22 protein-coding genes and 1 tRNA gene are annotated in these 23586 nt (G+C 46.2%); 7 read left to right on the top strand and 16 right to left on the bottom strand.

What is annotated here, in order from left to right:
• Positions 1 to 6 precede the first annotated feature (6 nt).
• The 3 genes from GA0116948_RS05815 to GA0116948_RS05805 all read right to left on the bottom strand — a co-directional run bounded on the left by GA0116948_RS05815 (position 7) and on the right by GA0116948_RS05805 (position 5406).
• The gene (locus GA0116948_RS05815) at positions 7 to 3228 is read right to left on the bottom strand and encodes a SusC/RagA family TonB-linked outer membrane protein (protein WP_394363569.1); all 3222 of its coding nucleotides are present in this window, start codon (positions 3226 to 3228) and stop codon (positions 7 to 9) included.
• Positions 3229 to 3502: 274 nt separating this feature from the next.
• Complete coding sequence (locus GA0116948_RS05810; protein ID WP_089710030.1) at positions 3503 to 4690, bottom strand: FecR family protein; 1188 nt, start codon at positions 4688 to 4690, stop codon at positions 3503 to 3505.
• An 86-nt stretch (positions 4691 to 4776) separates the two neighbouring features.
• Positions 4777 to 5406 carry an RNA polymerase sigma factor gene (locus GA0116948_RS05805; protein WP_123891697.1) on the bottom strand — a complete coding sequence of 210 codons (630 nt, stop codon included), beginning with the start codon at positions 5404 to 5406 and terminating at the stop codon, positions 4777 to 4779.
• 389 nt (positions 5407 to 5795) lie between these two features.
• Between GA0116948_RS05805 and GA0116948_RS21420 the strand changes: the two genes are divergently transcribed.
• Positions 5796 to 6056 carry a VOC family protein gene (locus tag GA0116948_RS21420; protein ID WP_205686043.1) on the top strand — a complete coding sequence of 87 codons (261 nt, stop codon included), beginning with the start codon at positions 5796 to 5798 and terminating at the stop codon, positions 6054 to 6056.
• Positions 6057 to 6537: 481 nt separating this feature from the next.
• On the opposite strand, the gene GA0116948_RS05795 is transcribed toward GA0116948_RS21420, so the two are convergent.
• From GA0116948_RS05795 to GA0116948_RS05780, 4 genes are all read right to left on the bottom strand, one after another.
• Positions 6538 to 6610: transfer RNA gene (locus GA0116948_RS05795), tRNA-Lys, on the bottom strand.
• A 172-nt stretch (positions 6611 to 6782) separates the two neighbouring features.
• Positions 6783 to 7115, bottom strand: a complete 333-nt coding sequence (locus GA0116948_RS05790) for a DUF2185 domain-containing protein (protein WP_089710026.1) — start codon at positions 7113 to 7115, stop codon at positions 6783 to 6785.
• 101 nt (positions 7116 to 7216) lie between these two features.
• Positions 7217 to 7549: a (4Fe-4S)-binding protein gene (locus GA0116948_RS05785; RefSeq protein WP_262487052.1), complete on the bottom strand. Its 333-nt coding sequence runs from the start codon at positions 7547 to 7549 to the stop codon at positions 7217 to 7219.
• A gap of 18 nt (positions 7550 to 7567) precedes the next feature.
• Complete coding sequence (locus GA0116948_RS05780; protein ID WP_089710022.1) at positions 7568 to 7870, bottom strand: GNAT family N-acetyltransferase; 303 nt, start codon at positions 7868 to 7870, stop codon at positions 7568 to 7570.
• A gap of 215 nt (positions 7871 to 8085) precedes the next feature.
• Here GA0116948_RS05780 and GA0116948_RS05775 point away from each other — a divergent pair, with 215 nt between their 5' ends.
• Positions 8086 to 8508, top strand: a complete 423-nt coding sequence (locus tag GA0116948_RS05775; protein ID WP_089710508.1) for a response regulator — start codon at positions 8086 to 8088, stop codon at positions 8506 to 8508.
• A gap of 7 nt (positions 8509 to 8515) precedes the next feature.
• Here GA0116948_RS05775 and GA0116948_RS05770 read toward each other — a convergent pair whose 3' ends face one another.
• The gene (locus GA0116948_RS05770; protein ID WP_123891698.1) at positions 8516 to 9016 is read right to left on the bottom strand and encodes a hypothetical protein; all 501 of its coding nucleotides are present in this window, start codon (positions 9014 to 9016) and stop codon (positions 8516 to 8518) included.
• A 165-nt stretch (positions 9017 to 9181) separates the two neighbouring features.
• Here GA0116948_RS05770 and GA0116948_RS05765 point away from each other — a divergent pair, with 165 nt between their 5' ends.
• From GA0116948_RS05765 to GA0116948_RS05755, 3 genes are all read left to right on the top strand, one after another.
• Positions 9182 to 10237 (top strand): sensor histidine kinase, encoded by a 1056-nt coding sequence (locus GA0116948_RS05765; protein WP_089710018.1) that lies wholly within the window; start codon positions 9182 to 9184, stop codon positions 10235 to 10237.
• Complete coding sequence (locus GA0116948_RS05760; RefSeq protein ID WP_089710016.1) at positions 10224 to 10925, top strand: LytR/AlgR family response regulator transcription factor; 702 nt, start codon at positions 10224 to 10226, stop codon at positions 10923 to 10925. The genes GA0116948_RS05765 and GA0116948_RS05760 overlap by 14 nt, the downstream gene beginning before the upstream one ends.
• A gap of 302 nt (positions 10926 to 11227) precedes the next feature.
• Positions 11228 to 12367: a BamA/TamA family outer membrane protein gene (locus tag GA0116948_RS05755; protein WP_205686045.1), complete on the top strand. Its 1140-nt coding sequence runs from the start codon at positions 11228 to 11230 to the stop codon at positions 12365 to 12367.
• Between the two features lie 104 nt (positions 12368 to 12471).
• Here the strand turns inward: GA0116948_RS05755 and GA0116948_RS05750 are convergent, their stop codons facing one another.
• Genes GA0116948_RS05750 through GA0116948_RS05740 form a run of 3 tightly spaced genes read right to left on the bottom strand, consistent with a single transcriptional unit; the run spans position 12472 to position 15053 of the window.
• On the bottom strand, positions 12472 to 13476 hold the full coding sequence (locus GA0116948_RS05750) for an MlaD family protein (RefSeq protein ID WP_089710013.1): 1005 nt from the start codon (positions 13474 to 13476) through the stop codon (positions 12472 to 12474).
• 3 nt (positions 13477 to 13479) lie between these two features.
• On the bottom strand, positions 13480 to 14253 hold the full coding sequence (locus GA0116948_RS05745) for an ABC transporter ATP-binding protein (RefSeq protein ID WP_089710010.1): 774 nt from the start codon (positions 14251 to 14253) through the stop codon (positions 13480 to 13482).
• Positions 14254 to 14258: 5 nt separating this feature from the next.
• Entirely contained in the window at positions 14259 to 15053 is a 795-nt protein-coding gene (locus GA0116948_RS05740; protein WP_089710504.1) for an MlaE family ABC transporter permease, read from the bottom strand.
• A 340-nt stretch (positions 15054 to 15393) separates the two neighbouring features.
• Here GA0116948_RS05740 and GA0116948_RS05735 point away from each other — a divergent pair, with 340 nt between their 5' ends.
• Positions 15394 to 16242, top strand: coding sequence for a phosphatase PAP2 family protein (locus GA0116948_RS05735; protein ID WP_089710008.1), 849 nt, complete (start codon positions 15394 to 15396; stop codon positions 16240 to 16242).
• Between the two features lie 163 nt (positions 16243 to 16405).
• Positions 16406 to 17398, top strand: a complete 993-nt coding sequence (mgrA, locus tag GA0116948_RS05730) for an L-glyceraldehyde 3-phosphate reductase (RefSeq protein ID WP_089710006.1) — start codon at positions 16406 to 16408, stop codon at positions 17396 to 17398.
• 392 nt (positions 17399 to 17790) lie between these two features.
• Here mgrA and fabF read toward each other — a convergent pair whose 3' ends face one another.
• The 5 genes from fabF to GA0116948_RS05700 form a co-directional block, all read right to left on the bottom strand.
• Positions 17791 to 19032, bottom strand: a complete 1242-nt coding sequence (gene fabF / locus GA0116948_RS05720) for a beta-ketoacyl-ACP synthase II (protein WP_089710002.1) — start codon at positions 19030 to 19032, stop codon at positions 17791 to 17793.
• 60 nt (positions 19033 to 19092) lie between these two features.
• Entirely contained in the window at positions 19093 to 19647 is a 555-nt protein-coding gene (locus GA0116948_RS05715) for a TetR/AcrR family transcriptional regulator (protein ID WP_165798339.1), read from the bottom strand.
• A 77-nt stretch (positions 19648 to 19724) separates the two neighbouring features.
• Positions 19725 to 21128, bottom strand: a complete 1404-nt coding sequence (gene mgtE, locus GA0116948_RS05710) for a magnesium transporter (RefSeq protein ID WP_089709998.1) — start codon at positions 21126 to 21128, stop codon at positions 19725 to 19727.
• 338 nt (positions 21129 to 21466) lie between these two features.
• Positions 21467 to 21829, bottom strand: a complete 363-nt coding sequence (locus GA0116948_RS05705; protein ID WP_123891699.1) for a hypothetical protein — start codon at positions 21827 to 21829, stop codon at positions 21467 to 21469.
• Between the two features lie 160 nt (positions 21830 to 21989).
• Entirely contained in the window at positions 21990 to 23459 is a 1470-nt protein-coding gene (locus GA0116948_RS05700; protein WP_089709994.1) for an alpha-L-fucosidase, read from the bottom strand.
• Positions 23460 to 23586 lie beyond the last annotated feature (127 nt).

Genomic DNA, 23586 nt, shown 5'->3' with positions numbered 1-23586 from the left:
TTTAATTTAGAAAGTGGCGCTTACGCTAAAAGAGAATGATCGGGTGTAAGGATAATCTGTTCCTCTTTCCAACAAGATGTTAGATACCCTGAATATATCATTCATGTAGGCGGTAAACCGTAGGCTTTTAGCGCCTATGCTACGCAGTAACCGGTTATGCGGATCGTATAGCTGGTAGCCAAAGGAAATAGCTTCCCCTGAAATATAATTTTCCTTCTGTACAAATCTGGATGACATACTCGTACCATCTGCCGCCATTGCAATAGAGCGGAATGGTTTGATGTCACCAGGCTTTTGCCACCGATCATATAAAGCACGCTTATCCTGGTTATTTTCTAGGTCCTTTGTACTAATGTTCTCTACCTTGTTGAACATGGCCTGGTTAAAATTATAAGCCCCGGTACTGTAGCGAAAATTTAAACTGGCAGTAAATGCTTTGATACGCAAATTGGTGCCGGCTATTCCTTGTATTTTGGGTTGGGAAGACCCTAAGGACACTATATCCTGCGGGTCATACACCATTGTATATTTACCCGTGCGCGACAAATATAATTCCTGCCCCGTTGCCGGATCGATACCTAATGACCTTACGGCCCATACATCATCAGGACTGTGGCCGTCTTTATAGCGGATCAGATCTTGACTACTGAGCAGCTTTTCATTTTGATAATCCAACCGGTTACCGATATCCGCAAATTTGCTCCGGAGAATGCTACCAGTTAAAGATAGCGTCCACACTACATTCTTATCTAACTTGTAAACAGGTGAAAAACTAAGGTTCACTTCTGCTCCGGAAGTATTGAGTTTACCAATGTTCATGGGTAATTGTTCAATACCGGAAGAAGATGGCAGGGCAGCATTGATCAGAAGAGGATTCGTTATTTTTCTATATGCATTCAGTGTAGCATTCAGCCGCCTGTTGAACATAGAAAGATCCAATCCCACACTGGTTTGCACCGTTTTTTGCCAATCAAGATTAGGATTCCCCAGGTTAGCCAATACATAACTTAACCCAAAAGGATTTACGCCAGGGGTGTAATTGTAAACGGAAGTTGATACAAAAGAGCCAAGGTTTTGATTACCGGTAGAGCCAATGTCACCCCGTATACGCAGTTGGTCAATATTCCGCCAGTTCTGCATAAAAGGCTCTTTGTTCAGATTCCATCCAATGCCCGCCGATAGGAAAGGTGTAAACAATTTATTAGATCCAAAAGAAGAACTACCATCTATACGGTAGGTGAAGTCCAGGAAATAACGTGTATTATAGGCGTAGTTAAAACTTAGCAAGCTACTAAGTCTTGCCGAACGGCTCTCTGAATAATCTGGGCGGCTATCCGGTTGATAAGAGAAGGAAAAGGCCGGATTAAAGCTATTTACATCTGGAAATCCTACTGCCGAGAACCCCTCGTTGGTGGCTTTATTATATTGGCCTTCCGTTCTAAGGTTGGCAGTAATGCTATGTTTTCCCGCCAATACTTTATTATAGGTCAGCATGATATTGCCCTGGTAACCCATGGATATCAATTGAGTCTTATTATAAGAACCCCTTTGCAATACGTCTACATTATCAAATTGTGTATTGGCGGGCGAAACATAATCCACCGTTTCCTGATCATCCCTCGATATCTGAACACCAGCAGAAAAGCGTAGTGAAGGGATAATATCGTAAATCAATGTCAGGTTGTCCTGCAAGCTGAAGTCTTTTGACTGGTTCTTGGAATTTAGCAATGCATTGTATATGGGATTCGAAATATTATAGAAACGATAATCACCTGAACTTGGAAACTGTATTTGTTCCAGATAAGCTTCTTTATTCAATCCGCCATTATCATCTAAATAGCTGAAATATGGGTTAATATTTACATAATCCTGAAACGACCCGTAAGGCGACTCGCTGCTGTTAAACCCATTCACATATAGCTGGTTGCTAATATTAAATTTTTTATCGCGGTAAGTGAGATCAATATTAGCACCATAAGTTCCCCGGCTAGAACCTTTCATTACGCCTGGCTGGTTCTTATAACTAAGTCCTACACCAAAAGCCAATTTTTCATCGCCGCCATCAATGTATAAATTATGACCATGAGAAACTACATTGCGAAGCGGCACATTTAACCAAGAATAATTACGTCCCTCCAACACGGCTATTTTCCGCTCATTATAAATTTCATCCAGCGGAAATTGCAACGAGGCATATGGCGACCCTGGTTTAAAAAGACCGGCCAGCCGTTGAAACTCCAGGTTCTCTGCTGCATTCATCATGTTATAACTGCTCAGGTCAGGGAAAGTATAAGAACCATCGAATGTATAAGAAACAGTAATAGCCCCGTTAATAGGTTTTTTTGTTTCCACCACCACCACGCCATTAGCCGCTCTGGAGCCATATAACGCGGTAGATGCAGCATCTTTTAATATAGTTACACTGGCCACCCGGTTTATATCCAGGTCTACAATTTTCTGCAAGGTGGTTTCCATTCCATTAAGAATAAATAACGGCTGGTTAGGATCATTTTTAAACACATCGTTCACGGTATTAGTGGTAATACCGCTCTTACCGCGTATTTCCAATTGGGGCATATGATTAGGGTTCGATCCAAACTTGCTGTTTTCTATTTGAATAAAAGAAGGATCCAGTGTTTTCAGACTTTGGATAATGGAACCGTTGCTGATACTTTTTAGTTGCTCGCCAGTAAAACTACTGGTAGCGCCCGTAAAGGTGTATTTGTTGCGCGTTACAATACCTGCATTCACCGTTACGCCAGATAGTTCACCCGATACAGCTTCCATTTGTATGATGGTGGACGGGTAGTCGTCTACAGAAATTTCCCGCCGCTGAAAACCGATACAGCTTATAATTAATCGCGCTCCGGCAGGTATCCCCTGCAAATAAAAATGTCCCTGCTCATCAGTTTTTGCAACATTGCGCGTACCTTTTACCAGCACGGTAGCACTTGGTATAGGCTGTCCCTTGTTGGAAATAACCGTACCGCTTACTGTACCCTCACTACAGTGGCACGACATTCCAGTTGAAGTAATTGGGGTACTAGCCTTTTTTGTAAGCAAGGCTATGGTTTTGTTAGCCAGTTGATAAGAAAAAGGCTGATCTTTAAAAAGCAGATCCAGGAAGGTTTTCAGTGGCATATTCGTAACATTCAGCGAAACAGGGTTAGCTTGCTTCAGCATGTCCTGTTTATAAAACACCGCGTACCCAGTTTGGACACCTATCATATCAATCACTGTTTTCAGCGGCGCCTTTTGAACCTGTACTGTGATCGATTGTCCGTAACTTTTAAAAATAGTTAGGATTCCAATTAAAAATAGGATCAATAACCGGTAACGATGGGAACGATGAACATTTTGGGTAATGGGATGGCCCATTTTGGGGTATAGACATAAAAATCCTCGCTCCATGTTGATGCAGTTTTATTTGGTTGATTATATTAAACGCACTTATGTAAAACACCGCATTCCGCAGTATCACAAGACTCCTGCTATGATAGTGTTATAATGCAGGGAGAATGGTTAGTTTCCGTCCACTTAATTGATACCGGACGCCATACAATTTTAAAATTTCTAATAACTCGGGGAGGGAGGTTTCCCGGCTTACCTGACCACCAAATTTTATGGGGAGAACATCACCGGCAAAAACAACTTCTATATCGTACCAGCGTGCTACATCATTCAACAAATCCGGCAAGTTGGTATTTTCAAAATTAAACATGCCTCTTCTCCAGGCCGTAACACCATTTATATCAGCTTTTACAACGAAAGGCCGCCCACCCGCCTGCATCATGGCCTGCTCGCCAGGCGTCAGGATCACACTGGCATTCTCCGCATCGGAAACTTTTACTTTCCCATTCACCAGCGACGTGCGGATGGTACTACTATAAGCATTAATATTGAACGCGGTACCCAGTACCGATACCTTACCTGCAGGACGAATTTCAACGATAAAAGGCAGTTGGCTATTTTCAATTATTTCAAAATAAGCCTGACCAGTTATTTCCACGATTCTTTCCTTGCTAGTAAAAGCAGTAGGATATCTGATAGAACTAGCTGCGTCCAGCCATACCTTGCTGCCATCGGGCAAAATAAGGGAAAACTGTCGGCCATTTGGGGTAGATATCATATTGTATGCCATTTCATCTTGGCTGGATGCATTGTGATCATACACCAGTTGTCCATGATCCATCACAATTTTTTTTCCCTGTTGCACAGCCACTACTCCATTAGACACTGAGTCCAGGTTTACGATACTGCCATTCCCAAGGGTCAATAAAGCACCCTGCTTACCCGGCTTAATGACCACCATGGCAGGCGAGGATGTCTTTATCTTGCTGGTAGGTAACTTAAACAATGAATAAATATAATTTCCACAAAACAGTATTATTAAAATTGCAGCGGCGGCCCAATACAAGCGGCGCAAATTAACTGTTCTCTTTAATGATTGGTTTTTGACTGGCAGCGTTTTATCTACCATAAGTATTTTATGCAGCAATGACGTTTTGTCGCCCAACGAAGAAGGCATATCCTCCCCCGCAGCGGTTTCTGCCATGAGTTGGGAAATTATTTCATGCAGCTCTTCATTTTCTGGTTGCTGAACAAGGGCCAATAACTCCTTCCACTCCGCATCGGAGAGGGCTTTGCGGCGAAATTGTTCTAATAAGTATTGAACTTGCGCTTTCTCCATAAAGCATTTAAATATCCTATCCCTATAGGTGTATATATAAGAAACATGGGGAAACAAATAGTACTATTCGGGCGAAATATTTTTTTTTACTTTTTACCCAACAGGATTATCAGATAAGCAACCGAAATAACATAGCCATTCCTGGCAATTTGCGCGCGGACTTCTTTTAATGTAGTGGTAAGTGAATTTTTTACGGTATTGGGGGAAATAGCGAGCGCCGCTGCAATTTCTGCGATCTTCATGCCTCCGTCCCTGCTCATCTGGTAAATACGGCGGCGCTGTTTAGGCTGTTCCAGGATGGCGACATGAATTAGGCGCTTTAATTCTAGCAACTGAACATCATCCTGCGGGGTACTAACAGGAACGATGTGTGCTATATCTTTTGCAGCTTGCGTCATCAGGCGGGCATTTGCCATTTTTTTACGCAGGAAAAGTAAAAATTCCCGGGAGGCCACTTTAAATAGCCAGGCACGGAAATATTGAATATCCGGCAGTTTGTCTCTATTCACCCACACCCTGATAAAAGTGTCCTGAACAATTTCCTCGACCTCCATTTCATTGTCAGTGTATTTACTTATAAAAGGTAGCAGCCGGTGGTAATAGTGCTGGAAAATAACAGCAAATGCCTGTTCATCGCCAGCCGCAATACGCACCAAGAGTTCCGGCTCATTTTCTAATTGCAACTCCATCAACGTACGAGATAAATGATTATCCAAATAAAGATATTATTTTTTCACGATGGAAGCCGTTTAGGTAGATATCCTTTTATAACTCGGCAATAACAGGCTTCTCCATAATATTTATTAAAATAATTCACGCCCACCTTCCTAAAGATCTTACAAGACATTCACCGAAATTATATAACGCCATATGCAATAATGTCCTTATTGACCAGGTGTGCCCAACTCACAAAAAAGGTACAAGAAAAGGACCAGGACATCTGTTTAAGCGAACGCTACTTTAATAAAATGAAAACCCGTAAATATTTAAATAAAAGGGGAGATATCACAAACGAATCACAAAAACCTTAACCGTCCGTTATTTTTTTCTTACAATACTACTCCCTCTCCCAATCTACTTTAGCACTTCTAATAAAAACATAATTATGCAAAACAACGAAACACAAAAAATTAAAACGGTACCAGACAATTACACATCGATAACGCCGTGGATAAAATCTCCCTCATCGGCCAATCTGATCCTTTTTTCACAGGGTGCATTTAATGCGGAAGAAATTCCTAATAGTAGAATAATAAATGAAGAAGGTAAACTTATCCACGCAGTGGTAAGTAAAGGTAATGCCTTTGTAATGCTTTTTGATGCCAGGGAAGATCGGGCACCTACACCAGCCTTTTTGAACTTATAGGTGGAGGACATTGAAAAGGTATATCAAAAGGCAATACAGCTTGGAGCTACATCCTTCACTAACATCACTGCACTTTGGTTTGGCGAAAAGGTTTGCAGCATGTTAGACCCGTTTGGAAACCTATGGTGGATAAATTAACGCCTAGAGGAAGTTGATTTCACGAATCCCGAAGAAGTAAGACAAAGCGCCTCATCTTTAGAAGCGGTAAAAGGCATAGCATATATTTAAAAATCGCTGGATGAAGCCATAAAAAGTCAGCAGCAGTTTTTATGCAAAAAAGCTGATTTCCTCCCGCTTAAAAATTTACTATTCTAAAAGCCCGTATTAATTCTAATCTCGCCTTTCGGTTATTTGACCTGATAAGAGGTTTGCGGATGATTTTTTCATCCTTGTAATTATTAACGTGCAGTATTCCGATTCACGCAGTAATTGCTTCCAACAAAAAAAGCGGAAAGCCCTACTAATAAGGCTTTCCGCTTTGTGACCCCGCACGGGCTCGAACCGTGGACCCAATGATTAAGAGTCATTTGCTCTACCAACTGAGCTACGGAGTCATTGGTTTTGAGAGTGCAAATTTAATACCCTCCGGGCAATAACAAAAATTTAATTTTAACTACCCCAAAAAAGTCAGCCCCCCGGCGCAGGGAGCGCTATCCCCGGCCTTCCTCCTGCAAAAAATCCTCCCACCGGCAGTGCGATAAGAGGATCTGAAATAGTTTGTCTGCATTAAGGTTCTACCGTAAAAAAAGTATCGGTGCCGTTCAGCCGTTCCAGTTCTGTACCCACCGGCATATCCAGGTAAGGAATAATCGACCGGTCGTAATTGGCAAGGGTATTAAGATCATGTACATCAAAATTCTCCGGATGCTCCATGTAAGCATCGCTTTCAGTGCCGGAGAAAAAACGCCAGCCGCTGTCCAGCTCATTATGCGGCTCCTCCCGGAACATGTACCTTACCGGCTCCCCTTCCACAGTAATCAGGTCTGTTGCTATACATCCACCACCTGGCGGCACGAGATCCTCCAGGTCGTCTTCAGAGAGTTTAAAAATTTTCGACATCTTTCCTTTTCTATTTTAGCGCAGCCATACGACTGTAAGCCAGGGCGGCACTTTCAACAAAGTAACGATTTTTTGTTATTACCCCTCAATGGCAAAACAAATTAAATGCCACAAGCGCCTTTATTCTCCATTTTAGCGCAAAGGTCTTTACCCTTAAATTTAATGCCTGACCCACGACAGCAGCGCTTTCCACTTACACTAAACTGCCAGTGCCGGCTCACGGCAATGACTGCATTATAATAATAGCTTAGCGCACCGCTGAGACATTTTACCACCAGGCTCACTATGCCTTCCGTGATAGCACCTTCCGGCCATATCCAGGGCCCTTCCCGGGGATCAAATACAGCAGAAAGGTCCTGAAAACATTTGGAGGAATGAATGCACACCGCAGGCTTACACACAATGGTGAAGGCGCCTTTTGTATAATGATTTATAATATTTATACCGGAAGGTTAAGAACGGTTATTTTTTGTGTCCACCTGCGCCTGATACTCGGGATGGCGCTGAATAAAGGCCGCCACATAAGGGCAATACACCATCACCGGCAAATGATGCGCTGCGGCGTACGCAAAAGCGTATTTTACAAGTGCAGATGCCACACCCTTCCCTTCCAGGGCCGACGGCACCTCGGTGTGCATTAGGGCCATATCGCCCTTGTAAAGCCGGTATTCCAAGTGTGCCACTTCCCCCGCTTCTTCCACTTCGAAGCGCATGTTCTTTTCATTGTGCCGGATTTCGTGCGGTATTTCTTTCATAACAACATGACTAAAGGGTGAATGGGCAGTTCTAATAAATTACTGCATGGTACCTACAATTTACAACATAAATATTTTCTCCCCGCCACCTAAAAGCAATTCAATGCAGCACATTTCTTTACCTGGCAAGCATACCCATGCAGATCGAAAATTTTTTTTGCCCCTCAAAAAATAATTACCTTTCTCCAGGAGATGACTTAATCATCTCGGCTCATATGTCTAAATACGGACCAATTATAATTGTAGAAGATGATCCTGACGATCAAATGATATATAAGGAAATCATTGAGTCATTGCACCCGAACACCGTCGTAAAAGTGTTCGACAATGGCGAGGATGCGCTGACATACCTGCTAACTATACAAGAACAGCCTTTCGTTATTATTTGCGATATTAACCTGCCCCGCATGAACGGACTGGAGCTGCGCCGCCGCATTAACGACAATGAAACGCTGCGCAAAAAAAGTATTCCGTTCGTTTTCCTGTCTACTTCAGACGCCAGCCATATTGTGAATGAAGCCTACGACCTCACCGTCCAAGGCTTTTTTGTAAAAGCGCACGTATATGCAGAGATCGGTAGCCAGTTGAAATATATATTTGATTACTGGAAATACTGCAAGCACCCCAATATTAGGTAGGTAAGTTTTATTTATTAATGGCGATGATCTTATACTGCCCGTTTAATTCAGCCCACCAGATCTCTCCATTGCCCAGCATAGCACCTTGGTAATTGCGGAAAATGCAGTTTAGCGGCTGCTGTAAAACGGTGGCTTTCATGGCACTATCAAACACTTGCCCGTAAGCCTGTTTAAAAACAGCCGCCGACTTATAATGCGCCAGCGGGAAATTAATGTGGGCTGTAATACTGTCTGCCTGCCCGTGAACCACCCAATCCTTGAACAAGGCCAGGAATCGCTTAAAGGCGGTAGGATCACTAAACCCGGCCAGCTTCCATTGCGCCGGACGGATCCCGTTTGTAAATAAGGTATCGGGCGCGCTGATCTGCCGCAGGCTGGAATCTGGTATTACAAACGATGACGGGGCTGTAAGCTCCACCGAGGCGGCTGTTTTAGTACCAGTGGGCTGGCAGGCCACCAGGACAAGCACGAGGTAACTTATAAGGCTACACGAAAATATATATTTCATACACTACAGTTTTAGCATTCCAACCCCAAATTAGGCATTTCCCTGCATACCCTCCGCGCCAGGTCCTTTCCATACCATACCGTGCAAACCGTCATTTATGGGGAGCAGGCCGCCGTTGGTAAATTTTTGTAAAAGAGCAGCACTTTTTCCCGATTTTTATAAACGATGAAACGTTTTTTACTCCACTTATTGTTCTGGGCCGTTTACCTGCTGCAAGACTCCATCATGCAGTTTACATGGACGATGAGTGCCCTACCCGGCATGCCGGATGGGGAACGTATACGCCTGGCCATCATCGCCACTGTTATTATCGCTATTCCTAAAGCCATCTTCACGTATTTCGTTGTGTACTTTGTTTTTCCAAGGGCGTTAAAATATCCTGCGCTGCGGTGGTGGCTTTGCGGGGAAACCCTGCTGGTACTAACGGCGCTGATCCTTGCACACCGCTGCCTTAATTTTTATATCGTAGGTCCCATCATTTACCACAACATTATTCGTCCTACTTCCATACTGAACCTACCCTACCTGCTGCTCACCATCATGGATTTGGGTTTTGTATCGGGATATGCATTTACCTTTAAATTGCTGCGCATGCAGCTTTCCGGCAAGGAGCGCGAAAAAAATCTGTTGCAGGAAAAATTACAAACAGAACTCAAATTTCTGCGCAACCAAACCCATCCGCATTTCCTCTTCAATACCCTTAATAACATTTATGCATTGGCCCGCAAGCGCTCGGATAAAACGGCAGCGATGATCTTGAAATTATCGAAACTGCTACGTTTTATGCTCTATGAATCGGGTAAGGGTTTTATCTGTATTTCCGAAGAAATTCGCATAATTGATGATTACCTGGAATTACAAAAACTGCGTTTTAACGAACGGCTGAGCATTCAGTTTCACCGGAATATAGATCAGGAAGGATCCCTGCTGGCACCTTTGCTGCTGCTACCTTTCGTGGAAAATGCATTTAAGCACGGCGTTAGTGAAACACGCTTTAACTCTTTTGTGCATATAGACCTGCAACTGCAAAACGAAATCTTGCAATTCATCATTGCTAACACGACCAATGAAGACCGTATACAACCCGAACAAATAGGACTTGGCAATGTGCGCCGGCAACTGGAACTCATGTACCACGATCATTCATTAAAGGTTACCAATGCCGCCCAGGTATTTACCGTACAACTCACCCTCAACCTCCAAAGCCATGCAAAAATATAACTGCATCGTCGTGGAAGACGAACCACTGGCCGCAGAAGTGCTCAGTGATTACATCAATCAAATCCCTTTCCTGGAGCTGCAAGGCATTTGCCCCGATGCCATTTACGCCATGGAAAAATTACAACAAACAACAGTAGACCTTATTTTCTTGGATATTCATTTACCCAAACTCAAGGGGCTGGATTTCTTGCGCACCCTGCAACATCCGCCGCAGGTAATCATTACCACCGCTTACCAGGAATATGCATTGCAAGGCTACGAATTTAATGTGCTGGATTATCTATTGAAACCCGTAGAATTTAGCCGCTTCCTCATGGCCGTTCATAAGCTAAAACAGGCTACCACCCCCACTTCCGTCGCGATCACACCACAGCAGCAGCGTCCTCACCTATTCTTCAACGTCAATAAAAAGAAGATAAAAGTGTATCTCGACGAGATCCTGTATATCGAAAGCCTGAAAGAATACATTCGCATTTTCACCAAAGAAAAAAATATCCTTACCAAGTTTCAGATAGGCCAGATAGAGGAATTGCTGGCGCGTAATAATTTCCTGCGTATTCACCGTTCCTTTATCGTAGCGCAAGACAAGATAGAAGCCATTTCTGCCACCGATGTGGACATTAATGGCCAAAGCCTGCCCATAGGCCGCAGTTATAAGGAACTGGTCATGAACATGCTGATGCGTTAACGCCCGGCATCTGCCCGCCAACGCTATGGTATAGGCCATCACTACACAGACCTTGGTGCCGCTAAGCAGGTTGCATACCTTTCCTAATGACCGGAAGCGATTTACAGGTGCAGGGTTGCTTATTTTCCTGTTTGCCCGCCCGAGCAGCCTAAGCGAAATACCGCCATTAGCCTGAATGACGGCTATACCAGCATACAAAATACTGGTATAATATCACCCCAAGCTTAGCAAGCTCCAACGCTCTTTGCATATCCGGAGTGCAGGATTATTAAAAATCATTAATTTGTGGAAAAATAAGAGGATTGCAGCAGTTTCTGGCGCTCGTATTAATGAGCCTTATATTTTATTCTTCTTCCTTCGCTCAATCACCCATTGATACGTTGTCTGCCAAGAAACCAGGTTCCGTCATCGCCAAACCGGTGTTAAAAGATAATAAAGGACATTCCCTGCTGGCATTCCCGGTTGCTACCCGTTCTATTGAAACTGGCTGGAGCTTTGGGGCCGCTACTTCCTATACCTTCCATATTTCAAAAAATGATACCATCACCCGCACTTCCAATGCACAGGCACTCATGCTCTATTCCCTGAAAAAACAGTTGATTGCCGCGCTAAACGGGTCTATTTATTTACCCAAAGAAAAGTATATCCTTAACTTCCTGGCATCCTACAGTTACTTCCCGGACAACTTTTGGGGGCTGGGCAAATACACGCCGGATGCTGCCAAAACTTCGTACACCTTCCAGCAATATTATATTTACCTGCACCTCATGCGCAACCTGGGTCACAACCTGTTCCTGGGCATGATGTATGAACAGCAAAACCTGTTAAAGATTAAGTACGACCAGGGCGACCTGCTGGATCGCGAACAGATAACCGGTCGCAAGGGCTACCTGGTGTCTGGCACCGGCCTGAGTTTTACCTACGACAGCCGCAATAATGCCTTTTCGCCTGATAAAGGTTATTTCGGCCAGATCTTCTTTAATCACTTCGACAAGATCTTTGGCTCGGATTATAATTATACCAACGTAGTAGTAGACCTGCGCATGTTTAAAAAAATATACAAAGGCCAGGTGTTGGCCATACAGGTATTTAGTTTTAATAATTTCGGCAATCACGTACCCCTGCGCAGCCTGGCCTCTTTTGGTGGCTCTAACAGTATGCGCGGTTATTATGATGGCCGCTACCGCGACCAAAACCAGCTGGTGGTGCAGGCAGAATACCGCATTCCCATCATAGGCCGCTTAGGTGCGGTAGGATTTGCCGGCTCCGGCGATGTGGCCCATACCACAACCGATTATCAACTAAACTCACTGAAATATTCCTTCGGCGGTGGTTTGCGTTTTGCGTTGGATAAAAAGGAGAAGCTGAATTTGCGTATAGATTATGGCATTGCCAAGGGCAATAACCGGGGCTTATATTTCCAATTAGGCGAGGCGTTTTAGCCACCGGTATAGCCTCTCCTGTCGAAGTCTCCCATATACTCCCATAAAAAAAGGCTACAAACGGGCGCTATACCTGCTTGTAGCCTTTTTAAAATGATAATAACTTATTGCTTGACCGCTGCGTCCGCGGCTTTCTTAGCGGCTTTTGCTTTCTTCTTGAAATATCCTCTCAACAAAAAGTTATGCTGCGCTGCCTCCAGATCCTCGTCTAACTTGCCGGTACTGGTTTGCAGGTTGTAAATGATCTGGCGGAGGTTTTCGGCAGATGCAGTATCGTGCAGCAAAACCCCTACCGCCGAACTATCATTGCTCAATGCAGTATTTACACTGCTGCTCGCACCTTTCAGGTCTGTTACCACACCATTGGCCGTAGAGGCCACCTGGTTCAGTTGCCTTACCGTAGAGCGCAGCTGGGCGAAGATCACCGTGTCACTCACCAGGTCATTGGCCAGGGTGCCTTTCTTTTGTAACTGGGCGGTGTAGTTATTCAGGTTTGCCGTGATCTGCTGGGTGTTGGAAGAGGCCTGGCGCAAGGCCTGCGACACCGCTTCCAACGCGTTATACAACGATTCGTCGTTAAGCAATTTACCAATAGACCCTTCGCCAGAAGCCAGCTTGGTACTGATCACCTTCAGGTTGTCTGTAATGCCTACCAGATTTTTATTGTTTGTCTGCAATGTGTTCATGATATCATCTGTACTAATGCCGTTGTCTACATTCAATACATTGCCGGCGGCCAGGGCAGGCGCTGTGGGCGTACCGCCAAATAATACCACAATACGGTTACCGATCAACCCGTCGGAGCCAATCTTGGCCTTGCAATCGCTGTGAATGAACTTGGTGTAATCTTCCTGTACATTCAGGAGTACCTTCACAGATTCACTACCGGTGAACTCTATCTTTTTTACGGTGCCGATCTTCACGCCGGAATACCAGATATTGTTGCCTGCCTGCAGGCCATTAATATCTTTAAAAAGGGCGCTCACCTGTACCGAGCTTACAAACGTCTTGCGTTGTCCGCCCAGGGTAAGTACGGCCATAATGATGATGGCAATGCCGACAAAAATAAAAATGCCAACGGTAACTGCACGTTTGTTGGATGCGTTCATATGCTACTGGATAAAGTTATAATCGTAAAAACTGTGGATCACGGGATCCTCTGTATTAAAAACATCCTGGAAACTGCCCTGCTTCACGAAATTGCCGTTTAGCAACATGGCAATTTTATCGCCAGTGGTTTTGGCGCAGGTAAGATCATGCGTAATAATAATGGCGCTGGTGCTATAACGTTGCTGCACTTCATTGATCAGGTTATTGATATCGGTGCTGGTTATGGGGTCTAGCCCCGCCGTAGGCTCATCATACAACATAATTTTAGGTTGCATAATGAGTGTACGGGCAATGCCGATGCGCTTGCGCTGCCCGCCTGATAGTTCCGAAGGCAGTTGGTGAAGCGTCTGCGATAGCCCCACCGCCTCCAACACAGCTTCCACAGATTTGCGGAGTTTAGAAGAGGACAAATGACGGGTATTCCGTTTCAGCGGGAAGGCCAGGTTCTCACCTACGGTCATACTATCATACAGGGCGCTGTTTTGAAAAGAAAAACCAATCTGCCGGCGCAGGTCGCGCAGGGCATATTCGTCTAAATCCGGCACCTCCTGACCCAATACATTCACCTTACCCTGGTCGGGGTAGAGCAAACCGGAAATGATTTTGATCAATACCGACTTCCCTGTACCCGAGCGGCCCAGCACCACCACGTTTTCTCCCTGGTGCACCTGCAAGTCTACGCCTTGCAACACGTGATTACTACCAAAAGATTTATACAACCCTTTGATGTCTATCACAATTTCATCATAATTAATATTTGGCTTGGCTGTTTTCATGGGCTTTAACGAAAAAAGTTAATGACCTGTACAATAATAATCTCTTCTATAAAAATGAAGAACATAGATACTACCACCGCTACGTTAGCAGCCTTACCTACGCCCTGGGTGCCCTGGTTGGCATTCCAGCCCTGGTAACAACCTACCATAGCAATCGTAAAGCCATAAACAATGGCTTTCAACATGGAAGCACCAAAGTCCAGGAAGGAAATCTTTTCAAAAGCAGCCTGGAAAAAGGTTTGTATACTAGTGGCCTCGTTCAGATGCACATCTAAAAAAGAACCAAGCATGCCTATAAAGCCGGTGTAGGCCATCAGCATAGGCACTACCACTGTAGTAGCCAATACACGGGTCACTACCAGGAATTTAAAAGGATTGATAGCCGAAACTTCCATGGCATCTATCTGTTCCGTTACCCGCATAGATCCTAACTCTGCACCAATACTGGATCCTACTTTACCGGCACAGATCAGCGCCGTAACCAAGGGTGCCAACGCACGGATGATGGCAATGCTTACCAATGATGGCAGCCACGATGTGGCCCCAAATTCTGCCAGGGAAGGCCTGGATTGTTTGGTGAATACCAACCCGGTAATAAAACCGGTAAGGGTGATCAACGCCAGCGAACGGTATCCAATCTGGTAACATTGGCGAATAAATTCCCCACGTTCAAAAGGCATACGAAAAACTTCCCGGAAGAATTTGCGTATAAACAGGAAAACCTGGTAGATGGTAATGAAAAATTGGTCTATCTTCTTTGATATGACTGGTTTTTCCGGTTGCCAGTTCGTTGAATCCATGGGCATTATTATTTATTTCCGCGACCGTAAACATATTACATTATTATTACATGTAATAATATAAACCGGGCAATTGTGGTGATATGTGTGGATATACAATTATTGTTCCTTTAAACCCCCCGGATTACTGGAAGTCAGAACAGCGCTGCGAAGTTAACGGTCTCAGGGAATTTAACCTTTTGAATTTTAAGCAAGCACTACGGCAAATACTTATTTAATTGTTAAAAACAGTAAATAAATGTTAACTAAACTGTAAAAATAATGGCATTTATCGTATATTCAACTAAATCACACCTACGACTACAGTATTCGCCCAGATTTATTCGAGTAATTACAATGTATGCGCCCAACATTAAAACTCCCTATCTGCGTGGCCTTATGGTCTGTACTGTTGATCAGCGGAACGGACTGCCTGGCACAACGCCTGGATTTTGCAACGGCATCAGGTAATCCTGAACCACCTTCCCGGGACACCACTGTTCCGCACTTTTTAATTCCGCAGACCGTAGAACCGGAACGCGGTTTTCATCTCACTGCCGCCGGCATTACCATCCCGGCTGCGCTAATCGGCATTGGCGCCTCGGGATTGAGTACCAATTCTCCGATGTATAAGCTCAATCACTCTACCGCCAAAGAGATCTACGAAGATCATCCCCATTTTTATACCTGGGTGGATGATTACCTGAAATACTTGCCTGCCGCCGCCACGGCGGCATTGGAAGCCGCTGGCGTAAAAGGCAAACATACTGCCGGCCAAACGGCTATCATTTACGCTATTAGTTATGCCATCATGGGCATCTCTACGGAAGCAGTGAAACATATTGCCCGGGAAACCCGCCCCGATGGCACCGACGATCTTTCTTTTCCTTCCGGTCATACCGCCACCGCCTTTGCTTCGGCAGAACTCATGCGATTGGAATTTAAAGATACACATCCCTTACTGGCCTGGAGTGGTTATTTGGCAGCATTGGGTACCGGCGCCCTGCGCATGTACAAGCAGCGCCACTACGCCGGCGATGTGGCTGCCGGTGCCGGTGTAGGCATTTTGAGTACTGAAGCAGCTTACCTCATATATCCTGTGCTACAACGCACCTTTTCCCGCAAGCAAGCCACGCCCAAGGTAGTATTGCTGCCCGCTTACGATGCGCAATGGAAAACTGCAGGCGTGAATTTTACCTATCATTTCTGACCGCCACTGTGCGTACAGCCTGTTGCTGAACTTACCATTTATCAACTATATAGCCCTGCGCAACCTTGCGGGGCTATCTTTTTAATAAGATGTCTGCTGCTAAAATGCCATATATTTTCAGCAACTTTATCTCACTATTTAAAAAGGAAATCATTTCAACCTTATGCACTATCTCCCACATTCCTTAAGGTACCAAGACATGCAATACCGCCGCTGCGGCAAAAGCGGCATACAATTGCCTGCAGTGTCGTTGGGCCTCTGGCACAACTTCGGCGGTACCGATGTATTTGAAAATGGGCGCGCCATCCTGCGCACCGCATTCGATAACGGTATAACCCACTTTGACCTGGCCAATAACTATGGACCTCCCCCGGGATCGGCAGAAGGGCTCTTTGGCCGCATCCTGCAAACCGATTTTAAACCCTACCGCGATGAAATGATTATTTCTACCAAAGCCGGTTACTACATGTGGGAAGGGCCTTATGGAGAATGGGGTTCCAAAAAATACCTGGTGTCCAGCCTAGATCAGAGCCTGCAACGTTTGCAACTGGATTATGTAGATATTTTTTATCATCATCGTCCTGATCCTAATACGCCCCTGGAAGAAACCATGCGCGCGCTGGATTTGATCGTACGCCAGGGAAAAGCCCTGTATGTGGGCATTTCCAACTACCAGGCCGCCGAGGCCAGGAAGGCTATAGACATCTTGCAACAAATGGGTACGCCCTGCCTCATTCACCAGCCCAAATATTCCATGCTGGAACGCTGGATAGAAAATGGCCTGCTGGATGTGCTGGAGGAAAAAGGAGTAGGCTGCATTCCGTTTTCCCCGCTGGCACAAGGCCTGCTCACCGACCGTTACCTGCATGGTATCCCGGCAGACTCGCGCGCAGCGCTCGGGCATTTCCTGAAAGCCAATGATATTACGGAACAACGGCTGTTGCAGCTCACACGCCTGAATGCTATTGCGGAAAGCCGGGGGCAGAAGCTGGCCCACATGGCCCTGGCATGGATACTGAAAGACCCCAACATTACCTCAGTACTCATTGGTGCCAGCAAGGTATCCCAGCTGCAAGACTCCTTGAAATGCCTAGATAACATAAAGTTCAGCCCTGAAGAGCTGGAACAGATTAATACGATCCTGGCAGAACACTAAGTACCACTTACCTTATTACACCAGGCCCCCTGCATAAACCACCGGGGGGCCTTTTCCTTCGCGCAGGGCAAAGCTTTTGCTCTACACTAGTAATAGAAAACATGGAAAAACGTGTGCTGGGTATTTACTCACCCTACTAGGCATTGCAGGCCTCATCATCGCAGCGTTTAATTTTAGGAATGGCAGCAGCACTTCCCACACGGTGAAAGCCATCGTTATTTTCAGTGTGCCAGGCTGCCTGTTTTTCTTGCAGGCATTAGCCTTATCCGCAAATACCCGCTCCTGAAAAATAAAAACCGCCGGCAGTGATGCCAGCGGTTCCAAAAAAATTATAACGGTTAGGAATACACGTAAATATAACAGCCTTCCATTTGGAAAAGAAAGGCAGCGTGTTAGATTGCCTTGAATATTACGATACCATTGTGACCGCCAAAACCAAATGTATTACTCATGGCTACTTTCACTTTTTTGGGTAAGGCTTCTTTCAGCACAATCTGCAAATGCTGCGGAATGGCCGGGTCTATATGTTCCGTATTGATAGTAGGCGGTATTACCCCGTCTACAATACTCATAATACTGGCAATGGCTTCCACCGCGCCGGCAGCACCCAGCAAATGCCCTGTCATAGACTTGGTGGCGCTTATGTGCAGGTGGGATGCATCCTGGCCAAAGAGCTTTTCAATGGCGGCAGTTTCACTGAGGTCGCCCACCGGTGTGGAGGTGGCGTGCGCATTCACATAGTCCACCTGACTAGCGTTCAGTTCCCCGTCTTTCAGCGCGAAGCGCATGGCCTGTAAAGCGCCCAGGCCTTCGGGATGGGTGGTCGTCATGTGGTAAGCATCGGCCGTCATGGCGGCACCGGCCACTTCGGCATAGATCTTTGCACCTCGTGCTTTGGCATGTTCATATTCTTCCAGCACGAGCGTGGCAGCGCCTTCTCCCATTACAAAGCCGTCGCGGTCCACGTCAAACGGGCGGGAAGCATGTGCAGGATCATCGTTGCGGGAACTCATGGCCTTCATGGCGCTGAAGCCACCAATGGAAGCCCGGGTAATGGGCGATTCAGAACCACCGGTGATGATCACCTTAGCCTTGCCCCAGCGGATGTAGTTCAGGGCGTCCATGATGGCTGTATTGGAAGTAGCGCAGGCAGAAACGGTGGTATAATTAATGCCCATAAGACCATATTTGATAGAGATGATACCGGAAGCCATATTAGCAATGAGCTTGGGTACAAAATAGGGGCTAAACCGCGGTGTAGCAGGGTTTTGCGCATACTCCAGCAACTGATCTTCAAAGGTGGCAAGACCACCCTCGCCGGTACCCCAGATCACTCCCGTGTCAAAAGGGTCCATCTTGGAGAAATCCAGGCCAGCGTCTTTTATCGCCTCACCTGTGGAGATAAGTGCGTATTGGGAGAAGGGGTCTAGCCTTCTTATCTCTGCTTTATCTAAAAGTGTACTACCGTTGAATTCTTTTAGCTCACAGGCAAAGTGGGTACGGAACGGCCCAGCATCGAAATACGTGATGGGGGCAGCGCCACTGGTCCCATTTAACAAAGACCGCCAGAAGGTGGCCACATCGTTACCGATGGGCGTAAGGGCGCCTAAACCTGTTACAACTACTCTTTTCATATGTTTTAAAAGTATGTTTAAAATTAATCGGGCATTATAAGTTCCCTTGTAGTTGCTTCATTACGGACGCAGGTCTTGCAGTAGCTGCTGGCTGATCTGCCCAAACGCCTGGGCCCCCATCACACGGGAAAGCAGCAAAGACGATTGCAAACTGGCAATTACCAATAAGGCACGGTCGTAGGGCCGGCCTTCGTACATCACTCGCTTTTTCTCCCGCCCCCTTTGCAGCACCTGCGTAAGCCATTGAATAATTTCCGCGCACATTTGCTCCACCTTTTCCTGCATAGCGGCGGTAAAGGTAATATAGTCAGGCGTTAAAGAACCCATTAAACAAATTTTTGCTTCCTTACTTTTAATGCCAAACGTGTGCATGAATTTTTGCAACTGCTCGTCTTCCGGCAGCGCTGCCCACTGCTGCCAGGCTGCACGCATGGCCGCCATCTCGTGTTCCAGCACGCTAATGCCCAAATCTGCCTTAATGGGAAAATGATAATGGATGGCCGCGTTTTTTATGTGCAGTTGTGCCGCTATATCTGCGTAGCTAAACGCATTGTAGCCACGCGTCCGAATAAGTTCGTCCGCTAGGTCAATGATTTTCTGTTTAGTACTTTTCACGGCGCAAATTTACTTACTAATTAGTAAGTTTTAAAATTTAAATAAAGGGGATGACTGGTGGCATCCCCTTTATTTATTTAGGCTATGAATAATTCGTGCAGGAAAATATATGCCACGCTGAAATAAATGATCAGCCCTGTAACGTCTACCAGGGTAGACACAAAGGGGGCCGAAGACACTGCCGGGTCGGCCCCTAGTTTTTTAAGCAACATGGGCAACATGGAACCGGAAAACGTACCCCATACCACCACGCCCAGGAGGGTGAAGCCTACGGCCAGTCCCAGCTCTACCCAATGGGTGCCGTACACGTCCTGCATTACGCCATGCAACATCAGGTAGTGCCAGAATGCGATGCGAAAAAAACCAATGACGCCCAGGATGGAACCCAGGGTAAGGCCACTCATGATTTCCCGCCGCATGACCCGCCACCAGTCGGAGAGGCGCACCTCGCCTACTGTCATGGCCTGTATGATGAGGGTGCTGGCCTGGGAACCGCTGTTGCCCCCACTGGACATGATCAGCGGCACAAAAAAGGATAACATGATAGCGGCTTCCAGCTCTTTGGCAAAATACTGCATGGCCGACGAGGTTAGCATTTCACTAAAAAACAGGATCACTAGCCAGCCTACGCGTTTCTGTATGAGCTTGAAAAAGGAAATGTTCAGGTAGGGTTCGTTCAGCGCTTCGGTACCCCCTATTTTCTGCATATCCTCACTGTACTCTTCATCGGTTACCCACAGGATGTCATCAATGGTAACGATGCCCAGCAGAATGTTGTAATCATCTGTTACGGGTAGTGCCACCCGGTTATTCATTTTAAAAACCTGGCTGGCATGCTCCTGGTCGTCATTTACATTCAGCGCTATAACGCGGTCGTCGGTGATCTGATCCATGCGGGTGTGGGGCGTGGCCAGGATAAGGTCTTTAATACGGATATCGTCTACCAGCTCCCCATGTTCATTCACCACATACACCACATCTATGGTTTCCATGTGGGCGCCTACTTTGCGGATAATATCGAAGGCTTCGGACACGGTGTTTTGAACAGAGAGGTATACGTATTCCGGCGTCATGAGGCGGCCTACACTATCTTCCGGATAACCCAGCAGCGACAGGGTGATCTTTCTTTCGTCGGGATCCAGCAGTTTAATGAGATCGCGTATCACCTTTTTGGGCAGCTCTTCCAGGAAGTCGGTACGGTCGTCCGCAGGCAGTTCATTGAGCAGGGCGGCCGTGCGGGAAGAGTGCAGCTCTCGTACAATACTTTTCTGCGTTGATATGTCAAGTATTTTAAACACACTGGCGGCGCGGTGTACGGCCAGGGTAGTCATAATCTGGGCCGTATACTCCGGCCATTCATCTATCAGTGCGGCAATGTCGCTGATATTCTGGCTATTGAGCAGTGCCTGTAAGGCCGCTTCATCTCCCGAGTTCAGGGTTTGTTTCAGGGCATCTCGCAGCCGTTTCAATTCGAATTCCATACTGCCAGCGATTTACAGCCGGATGCCGGTGCAGTTAACGCCCGGCAAAAATAGCCTGTGAATAAAAAGGTACCCGGTAAAAAATTTCACAAAGCAACCAAAAATTGGAAAGCGGAGCAAACTTTTTCGAGGGTGTAGGGAAAAATAATCTGACTACAAGGCCGAATGTGGGCGGCCTTAGAAATAAGCCCAATGGTTTTTAGACTACTGACGGGCCTTTGCAGCACATACCATGATCTATACCCCGTCATGATTGAATTTACCTACTATGTTCCCGTTTGCACATAAAAAAGGCCGGCCTGCATTTTTTGCAGACCGGCCCTATTATTTTAACTGCATTAAGCAATACGCAATTGCCATTCATTGCTATGATCATTCATCACTACAGGATTACCACCCCTAGCATCCAGTACGCAAAGGTGAATCATCAATCCATCCATGGCGTTTATAGCTTTCGTCTGGCACTTGCTGAACAAGGCGGCATCGCCACCTTGTGCGGCTTCAACAATACCGTAATTGTATTTCATGATCCGGAAAGCATCTTTGTAGATAGTACGCAGCGAAGCTTCCTCAGATACCAGGTGCTTACGTATAATATAACTCATGGCCGAAAGTACCAACAACCTAAGTTCCATTACACTATTGTCTTCTTCAAATTCCAGGCGTTGCATACTATCCCGGATGACTAATAATTGCTCCATATCCTATTCTTTATGTGTGTATGTACCCTGCGGAATTTCAAAAAGCATTCCAGCAAAGACACCATCACCTAAAGACTAGATAACCTGTTAAGGGTGAACACAATAATTAAAATTACAAGCACATCAACCGCTGCAAAAACTGGGGATATTTATCATCATCCTACCTTACATCCGGGATCTTAAACAGCCCCGCATCGCTGATAGCCAGGCATACCGGAGCTTTCGTAAAGCGGAAGCGTACCTTGGCGGCAGTTACGGGATGGCTTAAACGCAGTAAGCGCTGTGCGCCAATGCTAGTGCCAGCTGCGATCTCCTGCCACTGGCCGTTTTCCCATGCGTCTACTGCGAACGCTTCTACCCGCTGACCCAATTGAATATTTTCTTTTAAACGGATCACATCAAATATCTGCGGCTGTCCCATATCTGCCTCCAGTGTGGCAGTATGCAGACTATCATCTGTAGCCCAGTAAGAATAAGGATCTGCATCGGTAAGGCGGGCCGTGCCAAATAAGGCATTGTGCTGGCGTATGTTGGAAGCATGAATGGTGGCGTTTTTCAGCAGGTTCACGGTAAAGGTTTGGCGCAGTATTTTGCCAAAGGCGGCCAGGGCCGCTACATCGTTCGGGTGCAACTGTCCATGACGATTGGGGGAAAGACCCAGGTCCAGGCCTGCACCACGGCCCACACTTTTAAAATAAATATCCAGCAGGGTGGCTGGCGTTTTCACCCGGTTATCTTCTTCCGGGTGGTACATCCACCCCGGGCGCAGGGGTACATCGCACTCAGCAGGCATCCAATACTGGCCATCGCGCTGGCCCTGGGTGCCTTCCTTGTCTAGCGTGAACCCATTAGCCGGCGCTTTGCCCGCTTCCGGTGCATGGGGGGTGTAAGTACTCCAACAGGTTTCGCCAGCCTCACCTTTTTCATTGCCTACCCAGCGCACGTCGGGTCCCACGTCGCCATAAATGGCGGCCATGGGTTGCAGCTGGCGCACCAGCGCCCAGGTAGTATCCCATCCGTAGTAAGTGCTGCGATCTATATTGCGCCGCTCGCGGGCGCCACCATAATAACCTTCCCCTCCATTGGCCCCATCGTGCCAGCTCATGAAAAGCGGACCGTAGTGGGAATATAGTTCTCTGATCTGTCCGCGGTACACTTTTAAGTAGGCCGTTGTGCCATAGTCCGCGTTATTGCGATCCCAAGGCGAGCAATAAATGCCCATTTTTATACCCAACTTTTTGCAAGCTTCGGCGTATTCCCTGACCATATCACCTTTCCCGTTCTTCCAGGGACTTTTAGATATATTATGTTCCGTGGTGCTGGTAGGCCAGAGGCAAAATCCATCATGGTGTTTGGCCACCAGCACAATGCCTTTGAAACCGCCAGCTTTGGCCGCGGCCACCACCTGCATAGCATCAAAAGCATCCGGGTTTACAATAGCGGGATCTTCATCGCCATACCCCCATTCTTTGTTAGTATAAGTATCGGGACCATAATGTACAATGCAGTACATGCCCGTTTCGTGCCACTGGAGCTGGGCTTTGGAAGGTAGCGGCCCGTAAGGTGCAGGCGCCTGCGCATGCACCAACGCTGCGCAAAAAAGTAAATAAAAACACAGTAATTTTTTCATACAAATTGCATTGTTCGTTAAACTACATACAAACGCAGAAACATGGTAGCTCTTTTTGTACCTAAGTTAATTTGCTGCCAGTCATAGCGAAAAAAAAACTAATTGCAGCCCGCAGTCGGCCCGTCAA

Source organism: Chitinophaga costaii (assembly GCF_900094705.1).
GTDB classification, from domain to species: Bacteria; Bacteroidota; Bacteroidia; order Chitinophagales; family Chitinophagaceae; genus Chitinophaga; species Chitinophaga costaii.
This window is presented reverse-complemented; position numbering and strand designations above follow the sequence as displayed.